Annotated in this window: 18 protein-coding genes and 1 riboswitch; of the genes, 9 read left to right on the top strand and 9 right to left on the bottom strand. The window is 73.0% G+C overall.

Features of this window, described 5'->3' with window-relative positions:
- The first annotated feature begins 5 nt into the window (after nucleotides 1-5).
- Together ACFWTE_RS05945 and ACFWTE_RS05950 are read left to right on the top strand one after the other, a co-directional pair.
- Nucleotides 6-1,250 carry a glycosyltransferase gene (locus ACFWTE_RS05945; RefSeq protein ID WP_378778200.1) on the top strand — a complete coding sequence of 415 codons (1,245 nt, stop codon included), beginning with the start codon at nucleotides 6-8 and terminating at the stop codon, nucleotides 1,248-1,250.
- Nucleotides 1,251-1,359: 109 nt separating this feature from the next.
- The gene (locus ACFWTE_RS05950) at nucleotides 1,360-1,689 is read left to right on the top strand and encodes a hypothetical protein (RefSeq protein WP_378778201.1); all 330 of its coding nucleotides are present in this window, start codon (nucleotides 1,360-1,362) and stop codon (nucleotides 1,687-1,689) included.
- Between the two features lie 144 nt (nucleotides 1,690-1,833).
- On the opposite strand, the gene ACFWTE_RS05955 is transcribed toward ACFWTE_RS05950, so the two are convergent.
- The gene (locus ACFWTE_RS05955) at nucleotides 1,834-2,772 is read right to left on the bottom strand and encodes a LysR family transcriptional regulator (RefSeq protein WP_378778202.1); all 939 of its coding nucleotides are present in this window, start codon (nucleotides 2,770-2,772) and stop codon (nucleotides 1,834-1,836) included.
- A gap of 134 nt (nucleotides 2,773-2,906) precedes the next feature.
- On the opposite strand from ACFWTE_RS05955, the gene ACFWTE_RS05960 reads away from it, so the two are divergent.
- Nucleotides 2,907-4,232 (top strand): pyridoxal phosphate-dependent aminotransferase, encoded by a 1,326-nt coding sequence (locus ACFWTE_RS05960; RefSeq protein ID WP_378778203.1) that lies wholly within the window; start codon nucleotides 2,907-2,909, stop codon nucleotides 4,230-4,232.
- A 182-nt stretch (nucleotides 4,233-4,414) separates the two neighbouring features.
- Here ACFWTE_RS05960 and ACFWTE_RS05965 read toward each other — a convergent pair whose 3' ends face one another.
- Nucleotides 4,415-5,632, bottom strand: a complete 1,218-nt coding sequence (locus ACFWTE_RS05965) for a glycosyltransferase family 4 protein (RefSeq protein WP_378778204.1) — start codon at nucleotides 5,630-5,632, stop codon at nucleotides 4,415-4,417.
- A 245-nt stretch (nucleotides 5,633-5,877) separates the two neighbouring features.
- Here ACFWTE_RS05965 and ACFWTE_RS05970 point away from each other — a divergent pair, with 245 nt between their 5' ends.
- Nucleotides 5,878-6,123 carry a DUF6457 domain-containing protein gene (locus ACFWTE_RS05970; RefSeq protein WP_378778205.1) on the top strand — a complete coding sequence of 82 codons (246 nt, stop codon included), beginning with the start codon at nucleotides 5,878-5,880 and terminating at the stop codon, nucleotides 6,121-6,123.
- Nucleotides 6,124-6,348: 225 nt separating this feature from the next.
- Nucleotides 6,349-7,785 carry an alanine/glycine:cation symporter family protein gene (locus tag ACFWTE_RS05975; RefSeq protein ID WP_378778206.1) on the top strand — a complete coding sequence of 479 codons (1,437 nt, stop codon included), beginning with the start codon at nucleotides 6,349-6,351 and terminating at the stop codon, nucleotides 7,783-7,785.
- 6 nt (nucleotides 7,786-7,791) lie between these two features.
- Here the strand turns inward: ACFWTE_RS05975 and thiD are convergent, their stop codons facing one another.
- From thiD to ACFWTE_RS05995, 4 genes are all read right to left on the bottom strand, one after another.
- Nucleotides 7,792-8,598 carry a bifunctional hydroxymethylpyrimidine kinase/phosphomethylpyrimidine kinase gene (gene thiD / locus ACFWTE_RS05980; RefSeq protein ID WP_378778207.1) on the bottom strand — a complete coding sequence of 269 codons (807 nt, stop codon included), beginning with the start codon at nucleotides 8,596-8,598 and terminating at the stop codon, nucleotides 7,792-7,794.
- Nucleotides 8,587-8,688: riboswitch (TPP riboswitch) on the bottom strand. It overlaps the preceding gene by 12 nt.
- A 104-nt stretch (nucleotides 8,689-8,792) precedes the next feature.
- The gene (locus ACFWTE_RS05985; RefSeq protein ID WP_378778208.1) at nucleotides 8,793-9,491 is read right to left on the bottom strand and encodes a DedA family protein; all 699 of its coding nucleotides are present in this window, start codon (nucleotides 9,489-9,491) and stop codon (nucleotides 8,793-8,795) included.
- Nucleotides 9,492-9,516: 25 nt separating this feature from the next.
- Nucleotides 9,517-10,437 carry a DUF368 domain-containing protein gene (locus ACFWTE_RS05990; RefSeq protein ID WP_378778209.1) on the bottom strand — a complete coding sequence of 307 codons (921 nt, stop codon included), beginning with the start codon at nucleotides 10,435-10,437 and terminating at the stop codon, nucleotides 9,517-9,519.
- Nucleotides 10,438-10,850: 413 nt separating this feature from the next.
- Entirely contained in the window at nucleotides 10,851-12,542 is a 1,692-nt protein-coding gene (locus ACFWTE_RS05995) for an acyl-CoA synthetase (protein ID WP_378778210.1), read from the bottom strand.
- A gap of 375 nt (nucleotides 12,543-12,917) precedes the next feature.
- Here ACFWTE_RS05995 and rocD point away from each other — a divergent pair, with 375 nt between their 5' ends.
- Nucleotides 12,918-14,192: an ornithine--oxo-acid transaminase gene (gene rocD / locus ACFWTE_RS06000; RefSeq protein WP_378778211.1), complete on the top strand. Its 1,275-nt coding sequence runs from the start codon at nucleotides 12,918-12,920 to the stop codon at nucleotides 14,190-14,192.
- A 132-nt stretch (nucleotides 14,193-14,324) separates the two neighbouring features.
- Here the strand turns inward: rocD and ACFWTE_RS06005 are convergent, their stop codons facing one another.
- On the bottom strand, nucleotides 14,325-15,677 hold the full coding sequence (locus ACFWTE_RS06005; RefSeq protein ID WP_378778212.1) for an SGNH/GDSL hydrolase family protein: 1,353 nt from the start codon (nucleotides 15,675-15,677) through the stop codon (nucleotides 14,325-14,327).
- 50 nt (nucleotides 15,678-15,727) lie between these two features.
- Nucleotides 15,728-16,975 carry an 8-amino-7-oxononanoate synthase gene (locus ACFWTE_RS06010; protein WP_378778223.1) on the bottom strand — a complete coding sequence of 416 codons (1,248 nt, stop codon included), beginning with the start codon at nucleotides 16,973-16,975 and terminating at the stop codon, nucleotides 15,728-15,730.
- Nucleotides 16,976-17,341: 366 nt separating this feature from the next.
- On the opposite strand from ACFWTE_RS06010, the gene ACFWTE_RS06015 reads away from it, so the two are divergent.
- Nucleotides 17,342-18,694: an adenosylmethionine--8-amino-7-oxononanoate transaminase gene (locus tag ACFWTE_RS06015; protein WP_378778213.1), complete on the top strand. Its 1,353-nt coding sequence runs from the start codon at nucleotides 17,342-17,344 to the stop codon at nucleotides 18,692-18,694.
- A 164-nt stretch (nucleotides 18,695-18,858) separates the two neighbouring features.
- On the top strand, nucleotides 18,859-19,560 hold the full coding sequence (gene bioD, locus ACFWTE_RS06020; protein ID WP_378778214.1) for a dethiobiotin synthase: 702 nt from the start codon (nucleotides 18,859-18,861) through the stop codon (nucleotides 19,558-19,560).
- Nucleotides 19,561-19,673: 113 nt separating this feature from the next.
- Here bioD and ACFWTE_RS06025 read toward each other — a convergent pair whose 3' ends face one another.
- Entirely contained in the window at nucleotides 19,674-20,150 is a 477-nt protein-coding gene (locus tag ACFWTE_RS06025; RefSeq protein ID WP_378778215.1) for a DUF3291 domain-containing protein, read from the bottom strand.
- Nucleotides 20,151-20,272: 122 nt separating this feature from the next.
- On the opposite strand from ACFWTE_RS06025, the gene ACFWTE_RS06030 reads away from it, so the two are divergent.
- A complete protein-coding gene (locus tag ACFWTE_RS06030; protein WP_378778216.1) occupies nucleotides 20,273-21,748 on the top strand; it encodes a PLP-dependent aminotransferase family protein in 1,476 nt (491 codons plus the stop codon).
- The last annotated feature ends 120 nt before the right edge of the window (nucleotides 21,749-21,868 follow it).

Consider the following 21,868-nt stretch of genomic DNA (forward strand, 5'->3'; position numbering starts at 1 on the left):
CCACCATGGCCGAGCCCACGCGTCCGCTGCGTGTCCTGATCGCCACCGACACGTACCCCCCCGACGTCAACGGTGCCGGGTACTTCGCCCACCGCCTGGCCGAGGGGCTGGCCGGGCGCGGCCACCGGGTCCACGTGGTGTGCCCCTCCGAGCTGGGAGACCCCTACGTGGCGGTCGGCGGAGCGGTCACCGAGCACCGCCTGCGCTCCGCCCGCCTGCCCTTCCAACCCAGCATGCGGGCGGCCGTCCCGGTCGGCATGGGCGGGCACATCGCCAGGCTCGTGCGGCGCCTGGACCCGGACGTCGTGCACGCGCAGAGCCACTTCACGCTCAGCCGCTCGGCGATGCACCGGGGCCGGGCCGCGGGCATCCCGGTCGTGCTGACCAACCACTTCATGCCGGACAACCTGTACGCGCACGCCCGGGTGCCCCGGCCGATGCAGTCGGCGGCCGGAGCGCTGGCGTGGAAGGACATGGTCCGGGTGGCCACCGAGGCCGACTACGTGACGACGCCGACGCCGCGCGCGGCCGAACTGCTCCGCGAGAAGGGGTTCGCCCGTGCGGTCGAGGCGGTCTCGTGCGGGATCGACCTGGAGCGCTTCCACCCCCGGCCGCAGGACCGCTCGCAGGCGCGGGCCAGGTTCGGGCTCCCGGACCGGGACACGATCGTGTTCGTGGGCCGGTTGGACGCGGAGAAGCGGATCGACGACACGATCCGGGCACTGGCGCGGATCCTGCCGGAGCGGGACGCCCAGCTGGCTCTTGCGGGGATCGGAGCACGCGAGCAGGAGCTGCGCGCTCTGGCCGCCGAGCTGGGAGTGGCGGACCGGGTGTTCTTCCTGGGGTTCGTCCCCGACCAGGACCTTCCGCTGGTGTACGCGGCGGGCGACGTGTTCGCGATCGCGGGCGTCGCCGAGTTGCAGAGCATCGCCACGCTGGAGGCGATGTCGACGGGTCTGCCGGTGGTCGCCGCCGACGCGATGGCGCTACCGCACCTGGTGGAGGTCGGGCGCAACGGGTTCCTCTTCCCGCCGGGCGACTCGGCGCACCTGGCGGACCGCCTGCTCGCGGTCCTCGGGAACGCGCGGACCCGCCGTTCCCTGGGGGCGGCCAGCCGCGAGATCGCCCTGCGGCACGACCACCACCGGTCGCTGGAGCGTTTCGAGGCGGCCTACGTGCGTCTGCGTGGGGCCGCTCCGGTGCCGCTGCGGGACGAGAGGGCGGTGTCCACGCGCCCGATCGCGGTGTGACCGGACTGCGTGCGGTGGCCTGAATGGGAATTTTGCACCATTTGCCACTTTCCGTATTCTTTGCGTAGCGATCGGTGATGTTGGTCCGCTTCGGGAAACACCAGTCACTGTGTGGTTCCAAGGCATCAGTGGACAGGCCGGCCGCGGCCGGATCACCCGCGGTGGAAACACCGCCGAGGGCCTCACCGATCGGCTCGACAGCGCCGAGCGGGAGGCGGGGTTCCATGAGCGCGACATGTCGTCGTTCGAGCGCGAACGAATCGACCTGGAGCACCGGGTGACCCGGATGGAGGCCGAGCTGGAGTCGCTGCGACAACGGAGACTGGAAGCCTACGCGCGATGGTGGAACGCCCGGGACGACCGTGACCGCGCACGCCACGTCTGCCGCAGACTGCGGCGCAGGATCGACCGGACGCGCGGTAGGGACAACGGCGAGTGAACCGGTGCGACACGGCCGCGCCACAGGACCGAACAACCGACCACGACCCGCTCGACGTGTGGCCCGGCCCGGGTGGCCGGGCCACACGCCGTTGTCGCGCCCTCCGCGTCCGGCACCCCTCCCGCCCGGCCCGCCGCGGACGGACTACGGGTCGGTGATCTCCGCGAGCTCGCGGTCGACCTGCCGGGCGGCCTCCCGCAGCGCCGCGAGCGTCACCTGCACCGCCGGCCGGCGCAGCGAGGCCGGACGCACCACCGCGTAGACGTGCCGTTCGGGTGCCGACGCCGGAAACCTCCGGTAGACCAGCCCCGCCGGGGCGCCCACCATCGCCAACGCCGGCACCGCGGCGATCCCGATGCCCCGGGACACCAGGCTGAGTATGGTTCCCAGGCCCTCGAACTCCCAGGTGGTGGCGGGCAGTCCGCCCACCTCGGCCAGGAGCCGGTCCGTCCCGTAGCGCGACCGCTCGGTCTGCGGTGCCACGATCCACGACTCGCCCAGCAGCCCGTCCAGGGCCACTGGCACGCCCGGGGCGGCCAGCCGGTGCTCCTCGGGCACCGCCAGGACCAGGGGGTCGCGCAGCAGGTGGATGTGGCGCAGGCCGGCATCCGGTCCGCGGCCGGGGTGCTGCCCGCTCCAGTCGTCGACCAGCGCGATGTCCACCTCCCGCGAGCGCACCTTCTGGGTCCCGGTCGACAGCAGGGTCTGGCGGAGCACGAGCTGCATCCCCTCGTGCCGCCGCAGCGGCGGCGCGAGCAGCGGGGCGAAAGCCACGGCGGCGGTGGGGAACGCCGTGACGGTCACCATGCCCAGGGCGACGTCCGCCTGCTCGGCGAGGACCGACTCGGTCGCCTCCACCAGCGCCAGGATCTCCTCGGCCTGGGTCATCAGGAGCCGTCCGGCGTCGGTCAGCTCGGCGCCCTTCGGGGAGCGGTCCAGGAGTGCGACACCCGTCTCCTGCTCCAGCCGGGCGAGTTGCTGGGAGACCGCCGAGGGCGTGTAGCCGAGAGCGCTCGCGGTGGCCGCGATGGTGCCTCGGACACCGAACTCGCGGAGAACGTGCAGGCGGCGAAGATCTAGCATAAGAACAGCTTATGCTCACCATCGAAAAGACTCGCTTGTACTGATGGCTGAACAGGGGCATGGTGGGGAGTGACAGACCGTCACCCCTGAGGTGCGGTCAAGCGCCGAACGATACGTCCGGAGATGAGTCGTCCATGACCGTCACTGTGTCCGCCACCCTTGCCGTCAACGAAGCCCTCGCCGAGAAGCGACTCCAGGGAGTGCGCGTGCTGCCGCTCGGCTTCGGCGAGGCCGGGCTCCCGGTCCACCCGGTCATGCGCGACCAGCTCTCCGCCGGCAACGGCGCCAACGCCTACGGTCCCGTCGCCGGATCCGCGGCCCTGCGCGGGGCCGCCGCCGGCTACTGGGAACGCCGCGGGCTTCCCACCGACCCCGGCATGGTCATCGCCGGTCCCGGCAGCAAACCGCTCCTGTACAGCCTCCTGCTGGAGATCGGCGGCGACACCGCGATCGCCGCGCCCAGCTGGGTCAGCTACGCCGCGCAGAGCCGCCTGCTCGGCCAGCGGCCGATCCTGGTTCCCACGGCCACGGGCCAGGGCGGGGTGCCCCAGCCCGACCTGCTGCACGCCGCGGTCACCGCGGCCCGCGAGCAGGGCCGGACGGTCAACGCCGTCATCGTCACCCTGCCCGACAACCCCACCGGCACGGTGGCCGACGCCGAGACCGTCCGCAGGCTCGCCGAGGTGGCGCGGGAGCTCGACCTCCTCGTCATCTCCGACGAGATCTACCGCGACCTGGTCCACCCGGCGGGCCCGGGGGAGGACCCCGTCGAGATCCACAGTCCCGCCGAGTACGCGCCCGAGCGCACCGTCATCTCCACCGGCCTGAGCAAGAACCTCGCCCTGGGCGGCTGGCGCATCGGCGTCCTGCGCCTGCCCGACTCCGAGACCGGCCACCGGCTGCGCGGCGGTCTGCTCGGCGTGGCCAGCGAGATCTGGTCCAGCCCCGCGGCCCCCGTCCAGGAGGCCGCCGCACACGCCTTCACCGAGCCCGCCGAACTCCTCGACCACATCGACCGGAGCCGCCGCCTGCACGGCATCGTCGCCCGCGCGGTCACCGAGGCGTTCGTGCGCGCCGGGGCGACCGTCGCCACCCCGCGTGCGGCGTTCTACCTCTACCCCGACTTCGAGCCGTTCCGCGAAAGACTGGCCTCCCTGCACGGCGTGACCACCGGTCCCGAGCTGACCGGGCTGCTCCTCGACCGCTTCGGCATGGGCGTTCTGCCCGCCGTCGAGTTCGGAGAGGGGACCGACGCCCTGCGCATGCGGGTCGCCACCAGCCTCCTCTACGGGGAGTCCGAGGAGCGGCGCTACGCCGCGCTCGCCGCCACTGACCCGCTGGCCCTGCCCTGGGTCCGCGCCCACCTGGACCGTCTCGACGAGGTGCTCGGCGCGCTGCTCGACGCAGCTCCCAGCACCGTCATCACCCGGACCCAGACCGCCGCCCAGGCCGCCGTCTAGGGCGTGTTCCGTGGATGCTTTCGGTTGATTCGGCGCTTGCGCCGATCGCCGCGAGCGGCCTCCAGACAATCTCTCGCAAGACGAGTAGCGCAGGTCAGCCCGGGTCTGGCTGTCCAAGCGTGGTCGGCGCAGCGAGAGGCAGCCTGGCGGTTGCGAGCCCGGAATGATCCGCGGAACACGGCCTAGGCTCTCCCGGCGCCCGCCCCGTCAAAGGGGGCGGGGCGGGCGCGCACTCTTCCGGCCTCCCCCGGCCGCTCCTTCCGGGGGAGGCCGGAACCATGTCCGGCGTCGACCCGGCCCAGCTCACGGCTGGGGGCGATCACCGCGCGGTAGTGGCCGAGCAGCTGCTCGCCGACCGCCTCCCAGCTGCGGTGTTCCACCGAGGCGCGGGCCCGCCCGGCCATTTTCTCCCGCACCCCGGCGTTGTGGGCCAGCCGCCCGACCGCCACCCGCAGTTCACGGACCGAGTCGGGCGCGAACAGGAGCCCGTTGTGCTCGGGGACGACCAGGTCCAGCGGCCCGCCGGCGGCGGGGGCGACCACCGGCACCCCCGAGGCCAGCGCTTCCTGCACGGACTGGCAGAACGTCTCGTCGGCGCCCGTGTGGACGAACACGTCCATCGACGCGTACAGCCGGGACAGGTCCGCGCCGGTGCGCTGGCCGGTGAAGACCGCGTCGGGCAGGAGGCGACGCAGGCGGGCGCGCTCGGGGCCGTCCCCCACCACGACCAGCCTGATACCGCGCAGGCGGGCCACGTGCGCGAGCAGGTCCACCCGTTTGTCGCGGGCCAGCCGCCCCACGTAGCCCACGACGGCCTCACCGTTCGGCGCCAGCCTGCGGCGCAGGTCGGCGTCGCGGTGGCCGGGGGAGAAACGGCGGGAGTCGACGCCCCGGCGCCACAGGTGCAGCCGGGGGAACCCGCGTGCGGACAGCGCCTCCATGGTGGCCGAGGACGGCACGAGCGTGCGGTCGACGGCGGAGTGCGTACGCCGCAGCAGGGCCCAGATCCCGTCCCCGCCCGGCAGCCCGTAGCGCCCCGCGAAACCGGGGAGGTCGGTCTGGAACACCGCCACCGTCGGGAGCGCCCAGCGACGCGCGGTCTCCACCGCCGCCGATCCGAGCAGGGCGGGTGAGGCCAGGTGAAGGACGTCGGGGGCGAAGGCGCGGATCGCCGCGGTCATCGTGCGCCGGGCGGGAAGGCCCACGGGGAAGTCCCGGTAGAACGGCAGGGGCAGTGAGGGCATGCGGACCACGGGAAAGCCCGCGTAGGAGGACGGGCCGGGCCCGGGGGCCAGGACGAGGGCCTGGTGCCCGCGCGAGGCGAGCAGGTCGGCGACCCGGCACACGGAGGTGGTCACTCCGTTGACCTGCGGAAGGAAGGACTCTGTCACGATCGCCACGCGAAGCGGCCGAGAGGGCTCGGTCGGGGACATGCGGGGGCTCCCAACGCCGGGGGAAGGCTGGTCCCGAGCCTAGGAGAGCCGGATGAACCACGGTCCGGAGCCGGGGGAACCGCTCCCGACGCGCAGGCGTGGGTTCGTCGAGCGGACGGTGACCCGCCCGTGCGCGCCCGTGGCCGCCCGGTGACCCCCAGGTGGCTATGATCACCTGACGTGACCGACATCCCTCTCCAAGGAGTCACCCGGTGACCCTCGTCGAATGGGCGGAAGCCGTCCGCCGTGAACTCGAACTGGCCGACACCGACCCGCTGGGCAAGGAGGACGTCGACCGCGTCCTCGACCTGGCCAGGGACGCCGCCCACTCCGTGGCCCGCCCCGCGGCCCCGCTCACGACCTACCTGCTCGGCATCGCGGTGGGCCGGGGCGCGGACCCGGACCGGGCCGCCGCGGCACTCAGCAGGCTCGCCCTCGACCAGAAGGACGAATCCTGACCCCGGCCCGCCCGTGCCCCCGGGAACCGGAGGCCGTCGGAGGGCGGTAGCCCCCGGCCTCCGGTGAGGACGCGCGCCCCAGGACACGGGTTCTTCGCATGTTGTCGCGATTACCCGACGCGGCCGATCGGTGTCCACTAGCGTCGGCACGACCCCCCGGGCCGCCGGACCTCGTGGAACGATGCCGGTGGTCCCGGGCCGACGCGCACCGAGACGGAGACCCCGGTGGACCTGTTCCTCGACATGGCCGAAGTACTGAGCGGTGTCGTCTGGGGTCCGCTCGTGCTCCTCCCCCTGCTCCTCGTCACCGGGAGCTACCTGACGGTCCGGCTCCGGTTGCTCCAGTTCACCCGGCTCGCCCACGCCCTGTGGTTCGCCCTCGTCCGGAGGGAGGAGACCGGCCAGGACGTCAGGGGCGACATCTCGCACTTCCAGGCCCTGAGCACGGCCCTCGCCGCGACGACGGGGGTCGGCAACATCGCCGGCGTGGGCCTGGCCATCGGCATCGGCGGCCCGGGGGCCCTCTTCTGGATGTGGGTCACCGGCGTCCTCGGCATGGCCACCAAGTACAGCGAGGCCCTGCTCGGCGTGAAGTACCGGGTCACCGACGAGAGGGGGGAGCAGGCCGGCGGCCCGATGTACTACCTGCGCAGGGGCCTCCCCGGAGGGCTCGGCCGCCTGCTCGGCTGGGGGTTCGCGGTCTTCGGTGCGATCGCCGCCTTCGGCATCGGCAACGGCACCCAGGCCAACGCGGTGGCCGACGCGGTCAACAACGTCTGCGGAGTGGACCAGCGGACCACCGGACTCGTCCTGATGCTGCTGGCCGCCGTGGTCGTGCTCGGCGGCATCAAGGGGATCGGCAGGGTCGCCTCCGCCGTCGTGCCGTTCATGATCACCGGCTTCGTCCTCATCAACCTGCTCGTCCTGGCGGTACACCACGACCGGATCGGTCCCGCCTTCGCCCTGGTCATCGGCGACGCCTTCACCGGCACCTCGGCGGTGGGCGGCTTCGCCGGCGCCACCCTGATGTGCGTCATCCGCCAGGGCGTCTCCCGCGGCGTCTTCTCGAACGAGGCCGGCCTGGGCACCGGAGCCATCGCCGCGGCCGCGGCCAGGACCGGCCAGCCGGTCCGCCAGGCACTCGTCGCGATGACGCAGACCCTTATCGACACCCTGATCATGCTCACCCTCACCGCGATGGTGATCATCACGACCGGGGTGTGGCAGGGCGCCGAGGCCGAGGGGGCGGAGGGGGGCAACAGGGGGGTCCTGCTCACCACCGCGGCGATGGAGGTCGGACTCGGCCGGATCAGCCCCGAACTGGCGGCCCTGGGGCCGGTCTTCGTCGCCTGCGCGATAGCGGTCTTCGCGTACACGACCATCCTCGGCTGGGCGTACTACGGCGAACGGTGCGTGGTGTACCTGGCGGGGCGCGTGTTCGTGCTGCCCTACCGGGTGCTGTTCATCGCGTTCATCTTCGTCGGCGCCACCGCGCAGATCGACGCGGTGTGGCTGTTCAGCGACATCGCCAACGGGCTCATGGCGCTGCCCAACCTGATCGGGCTGCTCCTGCTGTCGCCGGTCGTGGTCGCCGAGACCAGGAGGTTCTTCGCCGACCCCGACTGGCGGAACCCGGACGCGGTCATGGAGCCCGTACGCTGACGGCGCCTACTTCCACCAGGCGTGGAAATGGTGCACGGGCCCCTGCCCGCCTCCGGCGTCGATCCCGTCCGCGTGCCGGAGCGCCTCGGTCAGGTAGGCCTTGGCGTCGCCGACGGCGGAGGCCGCGTCCGGGCGCTGCGGCAGCAGGGCCGCGATCGAGGAGGACAGAGTGCACCCGGTGCCGTGCGTGTTGCGGGTGGGGACCCTCCGCGCACGGAACTCGACCGGGTCGGCGTCCCGTGAGACGAGGATGTCGACGCTCTCCCCGCCCGGCAGGTGCCCGCCCTTGATCAGGACCCTGCGCGGACCGAACTCCAGCAGGCGGCGTGCCTGGTCGCGCATTGTCGCGAGATCGGTGGCCTCGGGCTCGTCCAGCAGGTCTGCGGCCTCGGGGAGGTTCGGGGTGAGCAGGTCCGCACGCGGCAGCAGCCGGGTGCGCAGGGCCTCGACGGCGGAGGACTCCAGCAGCCGGTCGCCGCTCTTGGCGACCATCACCGGGTCCACGACCACGTGGGGCAGTTCGTGGCGCCCGATCGCCTCGGCGACGGCCACGGTGACCTCGGCGGTGCCGAGCATGCCGACCTTGACCGCGTGCACCGTGGCGTCCGAGAAGAGGGTGTCCATCTGGCGGGTGACGAACTCGGCGGGGATCGGGTGGACCCCGGCGACGCCGCGCGTGGACTGCGCGGTCAGGGCCGTGACCACGGTCATGCCGAAGGTGCCGTGGGCCGAGAAGGCCTTGAGGTCCGCCTGGATCCCGGCGCCCCCGCTGGGGTCGCTGCCGGCGACGGAGACGATGTTGTACGCGCTCATGGGCGTTCCTTCGCTAGTACGAACTAGGGCAGGTTCGACGGGTGTGCTCTCAGCCGGTGGCCTGGGCCACCGGCACCCCGCGCCGTCGGGGCCGCCGTGTGGGCGGCCCCGCTCAGTGTGTGGTCGGGCCCGTGCGGCCGACGTTGGTGGGGGGCGTACGGGCCCGAGGGGGCCCGTACGCCCGCCTGCGCGGCTCAGGCGGTGGGGGCGTTGTCCGCGGGCCGGGCCCTGAGCAGCTTGCGTACGCGGACGACGACGAACCACAGGAACAGCAGGGCGATGACGGCGAGCACGATGTTGCTGATCAGGCCGCTCCACTGCACCAGGATCGGTTTGATGGCCGGACCGAAGGCGTAGCCGAGTCCGATCCAGATCGAGTTCCAGACGGCGGAGCCGATCACGGTGTACACGGAGAACTTGAGGATGGGCATCCGCTCGATACCGGCGGGGACCGAGATGAAGCTGCGCACCAGCGGCACGCACCGGCCCAGCAGGACCGCGAGGCCGCCGAAGCGGGCGAAGAAGCGCTCGGCCTTGTAGAAGTCCTCGACCTCCAGCAAGGGGGTCTTCTCCACCAGCCACTTGGTGCGGTCCCGGCCCAGCAGGGCCCCGATCGCGTAGAAGCCCCAGGCGCCGACCAGACAGCCGACCGTGGCCCACACGATGGCCAGCCACACGTTCATGTGCCCGTCGTAGGCGAGGAACCCCGCGCCTGGCAGGACCGCCTCACTCGGCATCGGGGGGAAGAAGGTCTCGATGAACAGGGCCACACCGACACCGGGCTCGCCCAGGGTCGTCATCAGGCTCAGGACCCAGCCGATGAACCCCTCGTACTCGTGGACGACCTCGCCCTCCATCGCCGGGTTCGACGCCGTCCACAGATTCGCTGGCATGAGCAGTGGATTCCGTTCTTGCCGGTCAGACGCCGGTCGAGACGCGGAGGGCCTCGGCCTGCGTGCGCTTGCGGCGCTCCCAGACGATGGCCGCGGTCACGATCGCAAAGCCGACGACCATGAAGGCGACGGTCACGGGGACGTCGGTGGGGGTGAGGAACTCACGGGACTCGGTCTGCCAGGGCCACAGCGCGCGCAGGGATCCGGCCATGAGGCCGGTGAGTACGACGAGGGTCATGTGGTGGAAGTTCTCCAGGAGGAACTGGAGCAACTTCACGAACAGGGACAGGCCGGTGAGCATGCCCAGGGCGAAGATGCCCAGGTAGGCGATGTCGAAGTCGCCGACGGCGTTGATCGTCGGCTCGTACAGGCCCAGTGTGAGCAGGATGAACGAGCCGGACAGGCCGGGCAGCACCAGGGCGCAGACGGCCACGGCGGCTGCGAGGAAGACGACCACCGGGTGCGTGGGCAGGTTGGCGCCGGGCAGTCCCGTGAGCAGGAACGCGGCTGTGGCGAACACCAGTGCCACGACGTAGTGCCCTGCCTTCCAGGGCCTGCCGGCCCCGGCGTAGGGGATCCACAGGCAGGCCAGGACCAGGCCGAAGAACAGGGCGTAGGCGTACTGGGTGTAGGCGTCGACCAACGGCGCGAGCAGGAGGGCGGCCAGGACCAGGAAGATCACCATGCCGACCAGAGCGGGGACCAGGACGCTCCAGTCCACCTGGCGGAACTGCTCCTGTGCGCGCTCCTTGCCGCGCCCGCGCGGGACGTCTGTCACGTACCTCTTGATTCCGCTGACCATGTGGCCCGCGCCGCCGATGAGCTTGTCATAGAGGCCGACGATGAGGGCGACGGTGCCGCCGCTGATGCCGGGAAGCGCTTCAGAGGCGCCCACGGCGCCGCCGCGCACCGCGTTGAAGAGGTAGGAGCCTACGGAATTGGCCATCTGAGTAGTTGGGCGCGGCCCGGGAAGCCCGGGAGGGGGCGCGCCATCCTCCGTCCTAAGGGTGTCACCGCGCACACGAACGTGCGCTGGGTGGGGGATGAGGCGAGAAAGGGGACCGTCCGAATCGGCCGGAGACTGCGGCCGACGGGATCTAAGGTACAAGGGGCGGGGGCCGCTCTGGGCGGGCACCGCAGACAGCGGGGGTCGTCCGCACCCCGCCGAGAGCCGCCGCGGAGGGGTTGTCAGAACCCCCACGTGGACTTTGTCCTTGAATGTCGTTCTTTTTGGCCCTGTGGTGGATCAAGCGGATGGCATCCGAAAACCGTACTTTTTTAGGGGCGGGGTGCGGTCCTCCGCCAGAGGCGGTCACCACCCCCGCCCGCGCGCCGGGACAACGCCGCAGATGGCGGCCGTCAGTACCGCAGCGGGCCGGGGGACACGGTCCCCGCGGTCCCACGCGAGGCCGAACCGTCCCGGGCGACCGACGCCGCCCACCGGTAGTCCTGCTTGCCGACGGCCGTGCGCCGCACCCGGTCCACGAAGTGGACGGTCCTCGGGACCTTGAACCCCGCCAGCCGCACACGGCAGTGTTCCAACAGCGACGCCTGCTCCAGACGGGCGCCGGCGGCGAGGGAGACCAGCGCGGTCACCCGCTGGCCGAGCCGTTCGTCGGAGGCGGGCACCACGATCGCGTCCTCCACCGAGGGGTGCGCCTTCAGGGCGGCCTCCACCTCCTCCGGGTACACCTTCTCCCCGGCGGTGTTGATGACGGCGCTCCCGCGTCCCAACAGGACGATCGACCCGTCCTCGGCCCGGGTCCCGAAGTCGCCCGACAGGGCCCACCTGCGCCCGTCGGCGTCGGTGGGGAAGGTGCGGGCCGTGGTGATCGGGTCGTTGTAGTAGCCCAGCGGGATCCGTCCGGTGCGCGCGATCCGGCCGACCTCCGACGAGCCCGGCGACAGGGGGCGCAGGGCCTGGTCCAGCACCGCGATGCTGCCGCCCATCGTGAAGCTGCGGCCGTCGACGGCCCCGGCCAAGGTCTCGGCCCCCTCCGACGGCGAGCCCTCGGCCGCCGTCGCCGAACCGCACACGCCCGTCTCCGATCCGCCATAGGAGTCGGCCAGGGCGACATCCTCGCGCCAGGCGCGCCACAGGCCGCGCACCTGCGGGGTGAGCGGCGTGCCGCCGGAGCGGACCGCGGTCAGCCCCGGGCACAGGCCGGGCTCGGTGAGCAGGTGCCGGGCCAGCGGGCGGGCCATGGCGTCCCCCACCAGCTGGACCGTGTGCACGCCCTCGCGGTGCGCCACCTCCAGCACCCGGTCCGGGCGGAAGCTGCGGTCGGTGGAGAGCACGACCTGCTTGCCGCACAGCAGCATGCTCAGGGCGTTCCACTGCCCGGCGGCGTGCATCAGCGGCCCCAGGACCAGCATGCGCTGCGGAAAACAGCGGGCGGCGCGTTGGGCGACGTCGTCCAGGGTCCGGGCGCGGGGCGCTCCCGGCGAACGCCGTTCCAGAGCGGCGCGGAAGATGTCGGCCTGCCGCCACAGCACGCCCTTGGGATAGCCGGTGGTGCCCCCCGTGTAGAGCAGGTAGTGGTCCTCGCCGCTGGTCGGCGGAAGGGCCGCGTCCTGCGGAGCGGAGGCCAGGGCCTCCTCGTAGTCGACCCCCTCGGTGCCGCGCGCGGAGCCGTCGGAGACGAGCAGCACGTGGCGCAGCCGGGGCAGGTCGGGTCGCACGGCGGAGACCGTCGAGGCCAGGGAGTCCTCCGCGATCAGCGCGACCGCGTGGGAGTCGGCCAGGACGTGCCGCAGCTCACCCGCGACGTAGCGGTAGTTGACGTTGACGGGGACCGCGCCGGCGCGCAGCACCCCGAGGAAGGACTCCACCCACTCGGCGCGGTTGTAGGCCAAGATCGCGACGTGTTCGCCGGGGGCCACGCCCGCGCCGACGAGGTGGCGGGCGAGGCGCACGGAGCGCTCGTGCAGAGTCCGGTACGTGAGGCGCCGGGGCCCCGCGACCAGGGCGGTCCGGTCGGGAACCGCGTCGGTCACCGCGGCGAGCAGCGCGGCGAGGGAGAAGGGTGCGTCCGCGGACGTTGGGGACACGGCGGTGGGCACTTCCGGCCTCCCTGACGTGGGTCGACGGGCCGTCCACGGCGGAGGGGCTCGCGGCGGCACTGTGGCTTGTTGGTGCGACGGTACCCCGCAGAGGGCGGCCCGATCGCCGTCAGGGCTGTGGAGCGCGTCACCCAGGGTGTTATCGCAGGTCACGGTGGATGCAAGGGGCCCGCTCAGGGGGCCTGGAGGGTGTCGTCGCGCGCGGGTTTCGGGCCAGGGGGGCGATCTGTGATACGCCTCACCCCTTGTGGGCTCACGGGATCATCTGCTCAACTCTTGGGGATCGCCCGCCGGACGGCTCTACAGGGCCATCCGGTGGGTATCTACTGTCTGACATCGGTCAATGGTGATCGGAGCGGCTAGATGGACACCACCCAGAATCTGGGCCAGCAGGACCCTGCCGGAGACCCCGGCGGACGAGGACTCTCCAGCGCCGACCACATCGCGCTGGCACAGGCGCGATCCGCGCACAACTACGCACCCCTTCCCGTCGTGATCGCCGAGGGCCGTGGCGCCTGGGTGACGGACGTGGAGGGAAAGAAGTACCTGGACTGCCTGGCCGGATACTCGGCCATGAACTTCGGCCACCACAACCCCGACCTGCTGGCGGCGGCGCACCAGCAGCTGGACCGGGTCACGCTCACGAGCCGCGCCTTCCACAACGACCGGTTCGGCCCCTGGGTCAGCTCCCTCGCGGACATGGTCGGCAAGGAGAAGGTCCTGCCGATGAACACCGGCGCCGAGGCGGTGGAGACCGGTATCAAGGTGGCCCGCAAGTGGGGCTACGAGGTCAAGGGAATCCCGGAGAACCAGGCCACCATCGTCGTGGCGGGAGCCAACTTCCACGGGCGCACCACCACGGTCATCTCCTTCTCCTCGGACCCCGAGGCCAGAACCGGCTTCGGCCCGTACACCCCGGGGTTCCGGTCGGTGCCCTACGGTGACGCCAGGGCGATCGAGGAGGCCGTCGACCACACCACGGCGGCGGTCCTCATCGAACCGGTCCAGGGCGAGGCGGGTGTGATCGTGCCTCCCCCGGACTACCTGCCCAGGGTGAGGGAGATCTGCGACGCCAACAGGGTGCTGTTCATCGCGGACGAGGTGCAGTCCGGGCTGGGCCGCACCGGCACCATCCGCGCCTGCGAGCACAGCGGGGTGGTCCCCGACGCCTACCTGTTCGGCAAGGCACTGGGCGGCGGCATCCTGCCCGTGTCGGCGATGGTCGCCGACGAGAACGTGCTCGGCGTGATCCAGCCGGGCCAGCACGGCAGCACGTTCGGCGGCAACCCGCTGGCCGGAGCGGTGGGGTCGACGGTGGTCCGGATGCTCACCGAGGGGCCCTACCTGGAGAACACGCGCCGCCTCGGCGAGGTGCTCAGGCGCCGCCTGAAGGAGTTCGTCGGCAACGGGGTGGTGTCCACACGCAGCATCGGGCTGTGGGCGGGCATCGACGTCGACCCCGGGCTCGCCTCGGGCAAGGAGCTGTGCAGGCGTCTCGCGGAGCACGGCGTCCTGGTCAAGGACACCCACGGCTCCACGGTGCGGATGTCACCGCCCCTCGTGATCAGCGAGGAGGACCTCAACTGGGGCCTGGACCGGTTCGGCGAGGTCCTGGAGGAGCTCAGGGCGCAGCAGTAGACGACCACGTGAGAAGGGTGCCCCGCCGGGCCGGCGACCGGTGGGACACCCGGCTCCGCGACGGAGGCCGCCCGCCACCGGTTCCACACCGCGGTCGCCGGACCCCGACCCGCGCACCCCGCCCGCGAGGTGTCAGGGGGCGTCGGCCTCGTTGGCCGGGGACCCCGGGGTCTCCGGGACACCGACGGGGTCCAACGGTCCTCCCAGCTCCGACATCAGCTGGTCCGGATCGACGTCGTCGAGGGTCTCCCGGGACGTGTACAGCGTGCGTTCCGGCCCTTGCAGGATCTGGAGCCGCACGCGTTCGGCGATGGACATCTGGCCCATGGCCGTGGGGTGGAAGCTGGCCCGGTCCACGCGCAGCCCCTCGCCCAACTGGCCGAGCACGATGCCGTTCAACCAGGACTCCTCCGCGCTCACCTCGTACCCGTTGAGGGCGCTGAAGGTGTTCACGTACTCGACGCTGCCGGTCCCGCGACCGCCGTACACGTCCCCGTCCACCGCGTACACCCCGTCGCGGATGCGCTCGTTGAAACGCTGGGCGACCGAGTTCAACCAGACCTGGTCGCTCACGGTCAGTGTGTAGTACATGCCCGAGGGCTCCTCGGGGAACAACCGCGGATAGCCCAGCACGAGCACGCGGGCGTCGGGCGCGCGGTCGCGGATCTCGCCGAGCACCTCGGCCAGGGTCTCCTCGAACGCGTCCATCCGGCTCTCCAGCTCCTCCTCCTGCCCGACGCAGACACTGCTCTCCAGCAGCGGCATCCGCACGATGCAGGTGCGCAGCACCGGGGTGAACCCCAGGTCGTTGCCGCCGATCCCGATGGTCACCAGCGACGTGTTCTCGGTGACGCGCTCGATCTGCGACTCGGGGGCGCCGACCTCGCTGAGCATGTCCTTGCCCTTGTGGCTGCTGCACGCGTAGAAGGCCAGGGAACCCGAGAAGTCGAACTCCTCACCGATGATGTGGGGGTAGGCGTTCTCCGACCGCCAGCAGCCGCCCGGCTCGGCGGTCTCCGGGTCGTAGTCGCCCGCGCCGTCGCCCGACGAGTAGGAGTCGCCCAGGGCCACGTAGTTGCCCCAGAGGGCCGCCTCCTCCGGCTCCATACGGACCCGCCAGTCGGACTCCTCGTCCTCGGCGATCGGGGGGAGCTCCTCACCGGGGCACACGCCGCGGGTGACGTCGCACCACAGACCCATGAGCCCTTCGCGGGTGGCGGGCACGGTCAGGGTGACGACCAGGGTGATGACGAGGAGGAGGGAGACCGCGATGGCGGCACGGGCTCCGCGCCGCCGCTTCCGCGGCCTGCCGGGAGCCTCGCCGCCGGTGTCCGGCGAAGCGTCACCGGGACCGTCGGGGTGGTCGGGAGGGGATCCGTCCACAACGGTTCCGGGTTCGTCGTCGGGGCCGCCGGCCCCGGCGGCTCCGGAGGATTCGTCGGACACGGGTTCCGGCGCCCCCGGGTCCTCACCACGTGCTGACACGGCCGATACCGCCTCTCACCTACCGGACGGCTCCTGATTCCTCCGCAAGACTACCGGGGGCGGGTCGCTCCGACGACGGAGAGAACGCGGTCGACATCTGCGGCCCCGAGGGTCGCTCGGGCGGTCAGCCGCAGCCGGGACCCGCCGTCCGGGACCGACGGCGGGCGGAAGCACCCCACCCGCACGCCCTCCGCGAGGCACGCGGCGCGCCATTCCAGGGCCGCCTCGGGCGAGGGCGCCCGCACCGACACCACGGCGGCGTCGGGGCGGCTCGCGTCGAGGCCGCGTTCGCGCAGCCCCTCGGACAGCCGGCGGGCGCGGTCGCGGACCGCGTCGGCCCGTTCGGGCTCCGCGCCCAGCACGCGCAGGGCCGCGAGCGCCGCTCCCGCCGCCGCCGGGGCGAGGCCGGTGTCGAAGACGAACGTGCGCGCGGTCTCGACCAGGTGCCGGATCACCCGGCGGGGCCCGAGGACCGCGCCGCCCTGCGCACCGAGCGACTTGGACAGGGTCACCGACACCGCGACGTCGTCCGCGCCGCGCAGCCCGGCGGCGGTGAGCGTGCCCCGCCCGCCCGGCCCCACCACGCCCAACCCGTGGGCGTCGTCCAGCAGGAGGGCGGCGCCGTGCCGCCGCGCCACGAGGGCGAGCGCGGCCGCGTCGGTGAGGTCGCCGTCCACCGAGAACACGGTGTCGCTCAGCACCAGGGCCCGGCCCCGCGCCGGGACGAGCGCCTCCGCCGCCCTGGCGGGGTCGGCGTGGTCGAAGAGTGCCACGCGCGCCCCGGAGGCCTTCGCCAACCGCGTCGCGTCGATGAGGGAGGCGTGGTTGTACCTGTCGCACACCACCAGGGGTGCGTCGTCGCGGTCGGCGGCACCCAGAGCGGTGACCATCGCCAGGTTCGCCGTGTAGCCGGAGGAGAACACGAGGGCGGACTCCGTGCCGTAGAAGGCGGCGAGCTCGCGCTCCAGCTCCTGGTGGAGGTCGGTGTCGCCGGTCACCAGACGTGATCCTCCGGCGCCCGCGCCCCAGGTGCGGGCCGCGTCGGCCGCCGCGCCCACCACGTCCGGGTGGCGGAGCAGCCCCAGGTAGTCGTTGCCGGCCAGGTCCAGGAGGTCGTCGTCCACGGATCTGGGCACGGTGCGCCGGGCCAGTCCGGCGTCCGCGCGGCGCCGGGCCGCGCCGTCCAGCCACGCGAAGGGGTGCGGGTCGGCGCGGGCGGTGGTGACCGGCGGGGGGAGGCACGTGGCCCGCAGGGTCCACGGGCGGCGGGGCGGTGCGGTGGCGGTGCGGCTTTCCATGCGCACGGGCTCCTCGGTGCGGTGGTCGGTGTCGGGCACACTCCGATGGGGACGGGGCGGAGGGGGCGGGCGTCACGCGCACGGGGCCGTCGTCCCGGGGCGGCGTCGCGGGGCGGCGTCGCGGGGCCGCCGTTGCGGCGGGCCGCGTCCGGCACACCCGTCCGGCGGCGGGTCTTCCCGGACCGGGCCGGCCCAGCGGCGGCCAATCCCGCTGGGCCGGCCCGGTCCCGGGTGCCAGGGAGGCAGCTACGACTCTGCCGGGAGGCGGGGCCGCCCGTCACCGGTGGAAGCCCACAAAGTTCCGCGCGGATTCCTGGTGGGACGGTACGGGGGCGCCCGTGCGCACCGGGTGAACAATGGAACACCATGACGCGCACAGACACAGGGGCGGTCCGCCCGAGGCCCGGGCCCGAGCGGGTCCGGGACACCGACACCGCTCACCTGTGGCACCCCTACTCGACGGTCCCCGCGGCCGAACCGCCGTACGTGGTCACCGGGGCGGAGGGGCCCCGGCTGACCCTGTGGTCGGACGGGGAGTCCCACCGCGTGGTCGACGGGATGGCGTCCTGGTGGTCGGCGATCCACGGGTACCGGCACCCCGTGCTCGACGCGGCGGTGCGGGAGCAGGTGGACTCGTTCAGCCACGTCATGTTCGGGGGGCTCACGCACGGTCCGGCGGCCGAGCTGGCGGAGGCGCTGGTGGAGATCACGCCGGAGCCGCTGGAGCACGTCTTCCTCGCCGACTCCGGGTCGGTGTCGGTGGAGGTCGCCATGAAGATGTGCCTCCAGTACCACCGCTCCACGGGGCGCCCGGAGCGGCGGCGCTTCCTCACCTGGAGGGGCGGGTACCACGGGGACACGTTCCACGCGATGAGCGTCTGCGACCCCGACGGGGGCATGCACGCCCTGTGGGGCGGTGTCCTGCCCACCCAGGTGTACGCGCCCGCGCCCCCGGGAGGGTTCGAGGCCCCTCCCGACCCCGACTACGTGGCGGGGTTCGAGCGCCTGGCCGCCGAGCACGCCGGCGAACTGGCGGCGATCATCGTGGAGCCCGTGGTGCAGGGGGCCGGGGGGATGCGCTTCCACCATCCCGGCTACCTGCGGGAGTTGCGCAGGATCGCGGACGGGCACGGGCTGCTGCTGGTGTTCGACGAGATCGCGACGGGTTTCGGACGCACGGGGGAGCTGTTCGCCGCCGACCACGCCGGGGTGGCCCCCGACGTGATGTGCCTGGGCAAGGCGCTGACGGGCGGGTACCTGACGCTCGCCGCCACCCTGTGCACCGGTCGTGTGGCCCGGGGGATCGCGGAGGGGGAGGTGCCGGTCCTCGCCCACGGGCCCACGTTCATGGGCAACCCGCTGGCCTGCGCCACGGCCGTGGCATCGGTGGACCTGCTGACCGGTGGCGACTGGAAGGGCGACGTGGCGCGGATCGGGGCCGGCCTGCGCGCGGGCCTCGCCCCGCTCGGGGGGATACCGGGGGTACGGGAGGTGCGGGTCCTCGGGGCGATCGGGGTGGTGGAGCTGGAGGCCCCCGTGCGGATGCGCGAGGCCACACGGGCGGCGGTGGAGGCGGGGGTGTGGCTGCGGCCCTTCCGCGAGCACGTGTACGCCATGCCCCCCTACACCTGCACGGCCGAGGACGTGGCCGTGATCGCCGGGGGGATGGTCGCCGCCGTGGAGGCCTCGGTTCGGGCGGGCGGGGACGCCGGACACTGAGCGGGCACGGCCCCGGAGACACTGGTCACAGACCGGTCGGGGAGGGGGCGTGCTTGGAGCCCTCCTCATTGGGAAGGCTGCTCGTTCAGGAGTAACGGGGACGAGGAGACGAGAGGACGGGTGAGGGGCCGCGTGGGCGACGACGGGGAAAGAGTGTGGTGGCCGTGACCGTTCTGATGGTGACCGGGACCGGTACCGAGGTCGGCAAGACCGTGGTCACGGCGGCCGTGGCCGCTCTGGCGCGGGCCGCGGGGCGACGGGTGGCCGTGGTCAAACCCGCCCAGACGGGTGTGGGGCCGGCCGAACGGGGTGATGTGGACGTCGTCGCCGGGCTCGTTCCCGGGGTGACCACGGTCGAGCTGGCCCGGTACCCGGACCCGCTCGCGCCCGCCACGGCCGCAGCCCGCTGCGGGACTCCCGCCGTGCGGGCCGAACACGTGGCCGACGCGGTGTGGGGCCTGGTCGGTGAGCACGACCTGGTGCTGGTGGAGGGCGCCGGCGGGCTCCTGGTACGGCTGAACTCCGAGGGCGAGACCCTGGCCGACGCCGCGGTGCTGCTGTCCGCGCCCGTCCTGGTGGTGGCCCGGCCGGACCTGGGGACGTTGAACGCGACCGCGCTGACCGGCGAGGCGCTGCGTACCCGGGGGCTGCACCCGGTGGGCGTCGTGGTGGGGTCCTGGCCGGACCAGCCGGACCTGGCGATGCGCTGCAACGTCACCGACCTGCCGGACATGGGGGCGGGGCCGTTGGCGGGGGTGGTGCCGGAGGGCACCGGGAGCCTGGAGCCGGACGGGTTCGCCGGCGTGGCGCGCCGTTCCCTGGCTCCCGCGCTGGGCGGGACCTGGGCGGCCGACGCCGCGCGCTGACCCCGCCCCCGCGGATGCTCCCGTACGAGGACCCGGCGACGGGGGACACGATCCGTACCCCGCACGCGCGACCCCCGCGCACGGCCGACGGGCACCGTGACCGGAGCCGGCGCTCAGACGGGGGCGGGGACGGGGGAGGCGAGCGTGAACGCGCGCCGGCCCGGCCCGTGCTCACGCAGGTGGTCCGTCCGGGAGGCGGCCTCCTGCGCGGTCACGGCGCTGCCCTCGGCCGCCCACCACAGAACACGCTCCACCTCGGGGAAGGCGCCGGCCCGCGCGTGGAAGCCGAGGAGGTCCCGGTGCGCCGACTCCACGAACTCCCGTACGTCCGTCGGTGAGCGCCACAGCACGATGACGTGTATCCGGTCCCCTTCGTCGGCGAAGTGGACCTCGACCGGGGCGCCGGCCTCCTCGGCGGACCGCTCCCGTAACGCGGCTGCGAGCCCGGCGAGGTACCGGTGGTCGCCCCGGATCGTACGCGACTCGACGATGACGGGCCGACGTTCCCGGAGGCCCTGCGGGTAGGGAAGGGAGCGTGTTGCACGCGGGTGGGAGGCGGAGGCGCGGGGGCGCTTCGCGAGGATGTCCATGACGGCTCCGACCGGAAAGTGGACTGCGATTCAAGAGTCCACTTTGGCTCTGGTGGACTCTTCTTTCTGGGTGCCATTATGGAACCCAGGGGGTCGACCCCACAGATCCAATGGAGTGGAAAATGGACTCTTCTCGGCAGCCCGCCGAACTCGCGGCACTCCTCGGCACCTGGTCCCGGGGAGAGGGGCCCCTCTACCGGCGTCTCGCGGACACCCTGCGCGAACTCGTCGGACAGGGCACTCTGACGCCGAACGAGCGCCTTCCCTCGGAGCGGGTCCTCGCCTCCGCACTCCGGGTCAGCCGCACGACCGTGGTCTCCGCCTACGACTCCCTGCGTTCGGAGGGCCTGCTCGACAGCAGGCAGGGCAGCGGCACGCGGATCAGCGGCAGGGTCGCCCCCGTCCGGCCGGACGGCTGGACCCGCAACGGCAGCGGCAACCCCATGTACCGCAACCTCTTCCAGAGCGACGAGGGCCTCATCTCGGCCTCCTGCCTCAACACCCCGGCACTGCCGGGGGTGGAGACGGCCATCCGGCAGGTCGTCGCCGAGGACCTGCCGTCGCTCATGGCCGAGAGCACCTACTACCCGCGCGGGCTGCCCGCACTGCGCCAGGCCATCGCCGACCACTACTGCCGTCTGGACCTGCCGACGACCCCGGACCAGATCGTGGTCACCACCGGCGCGCACCAGGCCGTCAACCTGGTCTCCCAGCTGTACCTGCGCGAGGGGTCGCCCGTGGTGGTCGAGGACCCCAGCTTCGCGGGATGCCTGGACCTGATGGGGGACCGGGGGGCCCGCTTCCTCCCCGTGCCCCTGGACGACCAGGGCATCGACGCGGTCGGCGTGCGCCGGGCCGTGGTCGAGCACGCGCCGCACCTGGTCTACGTCATGCCCTCCTACCACAACCCCACGGGCACCATGATGTCCGCGGCGCGCCGCCGGGAGCTGGGCGAGCTGTCCGCCCGCCACGGGGTGCCGATCCTGGAGGACTCCGCCTACACCGGGCTGCGCTCCCCCGACGAGCCCTCCCCGCTGGCGGCGTTCGCCCCGCGCGGAGCCGAGGTGATCAGCGTCGACTCCCTGTCCAAGGTCTCCTGGGCCGGGCTCCGGGTGGGCTGGCTCCGGGCCCCGGCCGAGATGGCACTGCGGCTCAGCCGCCGCAAGGTCCTCGCCGACCTGGCCGGCCCCCTCCTGGACCAGGCGGTGACGGTGCGCCTCCTGGAGGACTACGGGAACCTCGCACGGGAGCGCTCGGAGCTGATGCGCGAGGCCATCGCCCACATGGAGGGCCTCCTCCGCGCCTCCCTGCCCACCTGGGAGTGGCAGCGTCCCGACGGGGGCGCGGCCCTGTGGGTGCACCTCCCCGGCGTGGACTCGGGCGCCTACGCCCAGGTCGCGCTCTGCCACGACGTGGAGCTGGTCCCCGGCCCCACCATGTCGGCGTCCCCCGACGGACGCCACGCCGAGTACTTCCGGCTGCCCGTGGCCTTCGACGCGACCACCCGGGAGGAGCTGGTCTGGCGGCTCGCGCGCGCCTGGCGCGAGTTCAACCGGCACGGCCCGGTGGCGGAGGACCCCGTCCGGCTGGTCGTCTGACCCTGGACCGGACACATGCGAGGGCGGCACCACCGCGGTGGTGCCGCCCCTCGCGCTGCCCGGCCCGGGCCGGGCAGCCCCGGCACGGTGCTGGTTCTCCGACCGGAGCGCGACCGGTGT

It is taken from the genome of Nocardiopsis sp. NPDC058631 (assembly GCF_042716955.1).
Lineage (GTDB): Bacteria > Actinomycetota > Actinomycetes > Streptosporangiales > Streptosporangiaceae > Nocardiopsis.

Coding starts and splice junctions, on each gene's coding strand:
- ACFWTE_RS05945 (WP_378778200.1), top strand. CDS start 6: ATGGCCGAGCCCACGCGTCCGCTGCGTGTCCTGATCGCCACCGACACG.
- ACFWTE_RS05955 (WP_378778202.1), bottom strand. CDS start 2,772: ATGCTAGATCTTCGCCGCCTGCACGTTCTCCGCGAGTTCGGTGTCCGA.
- ACFWTE_RS05960 (WP_378778203.1), top strand. CDS start 2,907: ATGACCGTCACTGTGTCCGCCACCCTTGCCGTCAACGAAGCCCTCGCC.
- thiD (WP_378778207.1), bottom strand. CDS start 8,598: ATGAGCGCGTACAACATCGTCTCCGTCGCCGGCAGCGACCCCAGCGGG.
- ACFWTE_RS05985 (WP_378778208.1), bottom strand. CDS start 9,491: ATGCCAGCGAATCTGTGGACGGCGTCGAACCCGGCGATGGAGGGCGAG.
- ACFWTE_RS05990 (WP_378778209.1), bottom strand. CDS start 10,437: ATGGCCAATTCCGTAGGCTCCTACCTCTTCAACGCGGTGCGCGGCGGC.
- rocD (WP_378778211.1), top strand. CDS start 12,918: ATGGACACCACCCAGAATCTGGGCCAGCAGGACCCTGCCGGAGACCCC.
- ACFWTE_RS06010 (WP_378778223.1), bottom strand. CDS start 16,975: ATGGAAAGCCGCACCGCCACCGCACCGCCCCGCCGCCCGTGGACCCTG.
- ACFWTE_RS06015 (WP_378778213.1), top strand. CDS start 17,342: ATGACGCGCACAGACACAGGGGCGGTCCGCCCGAGGCCCGGGCCCGAG.
- ACFWTE_RS06025 (WP_378778215.1), bottom strand. CDS start 20,150: ATGGACATCCTCGCGAAGCGCCCCCGCGCCTCCGCCTCCCACCCGCGT.
- ACFWTE_RS06030 (WP_378778216.1), top strand. CDS start 20,273: ATGGACTCTTCTCGGCAGCCCGCCGAACTCGCGGCACTCCTCGGCACC.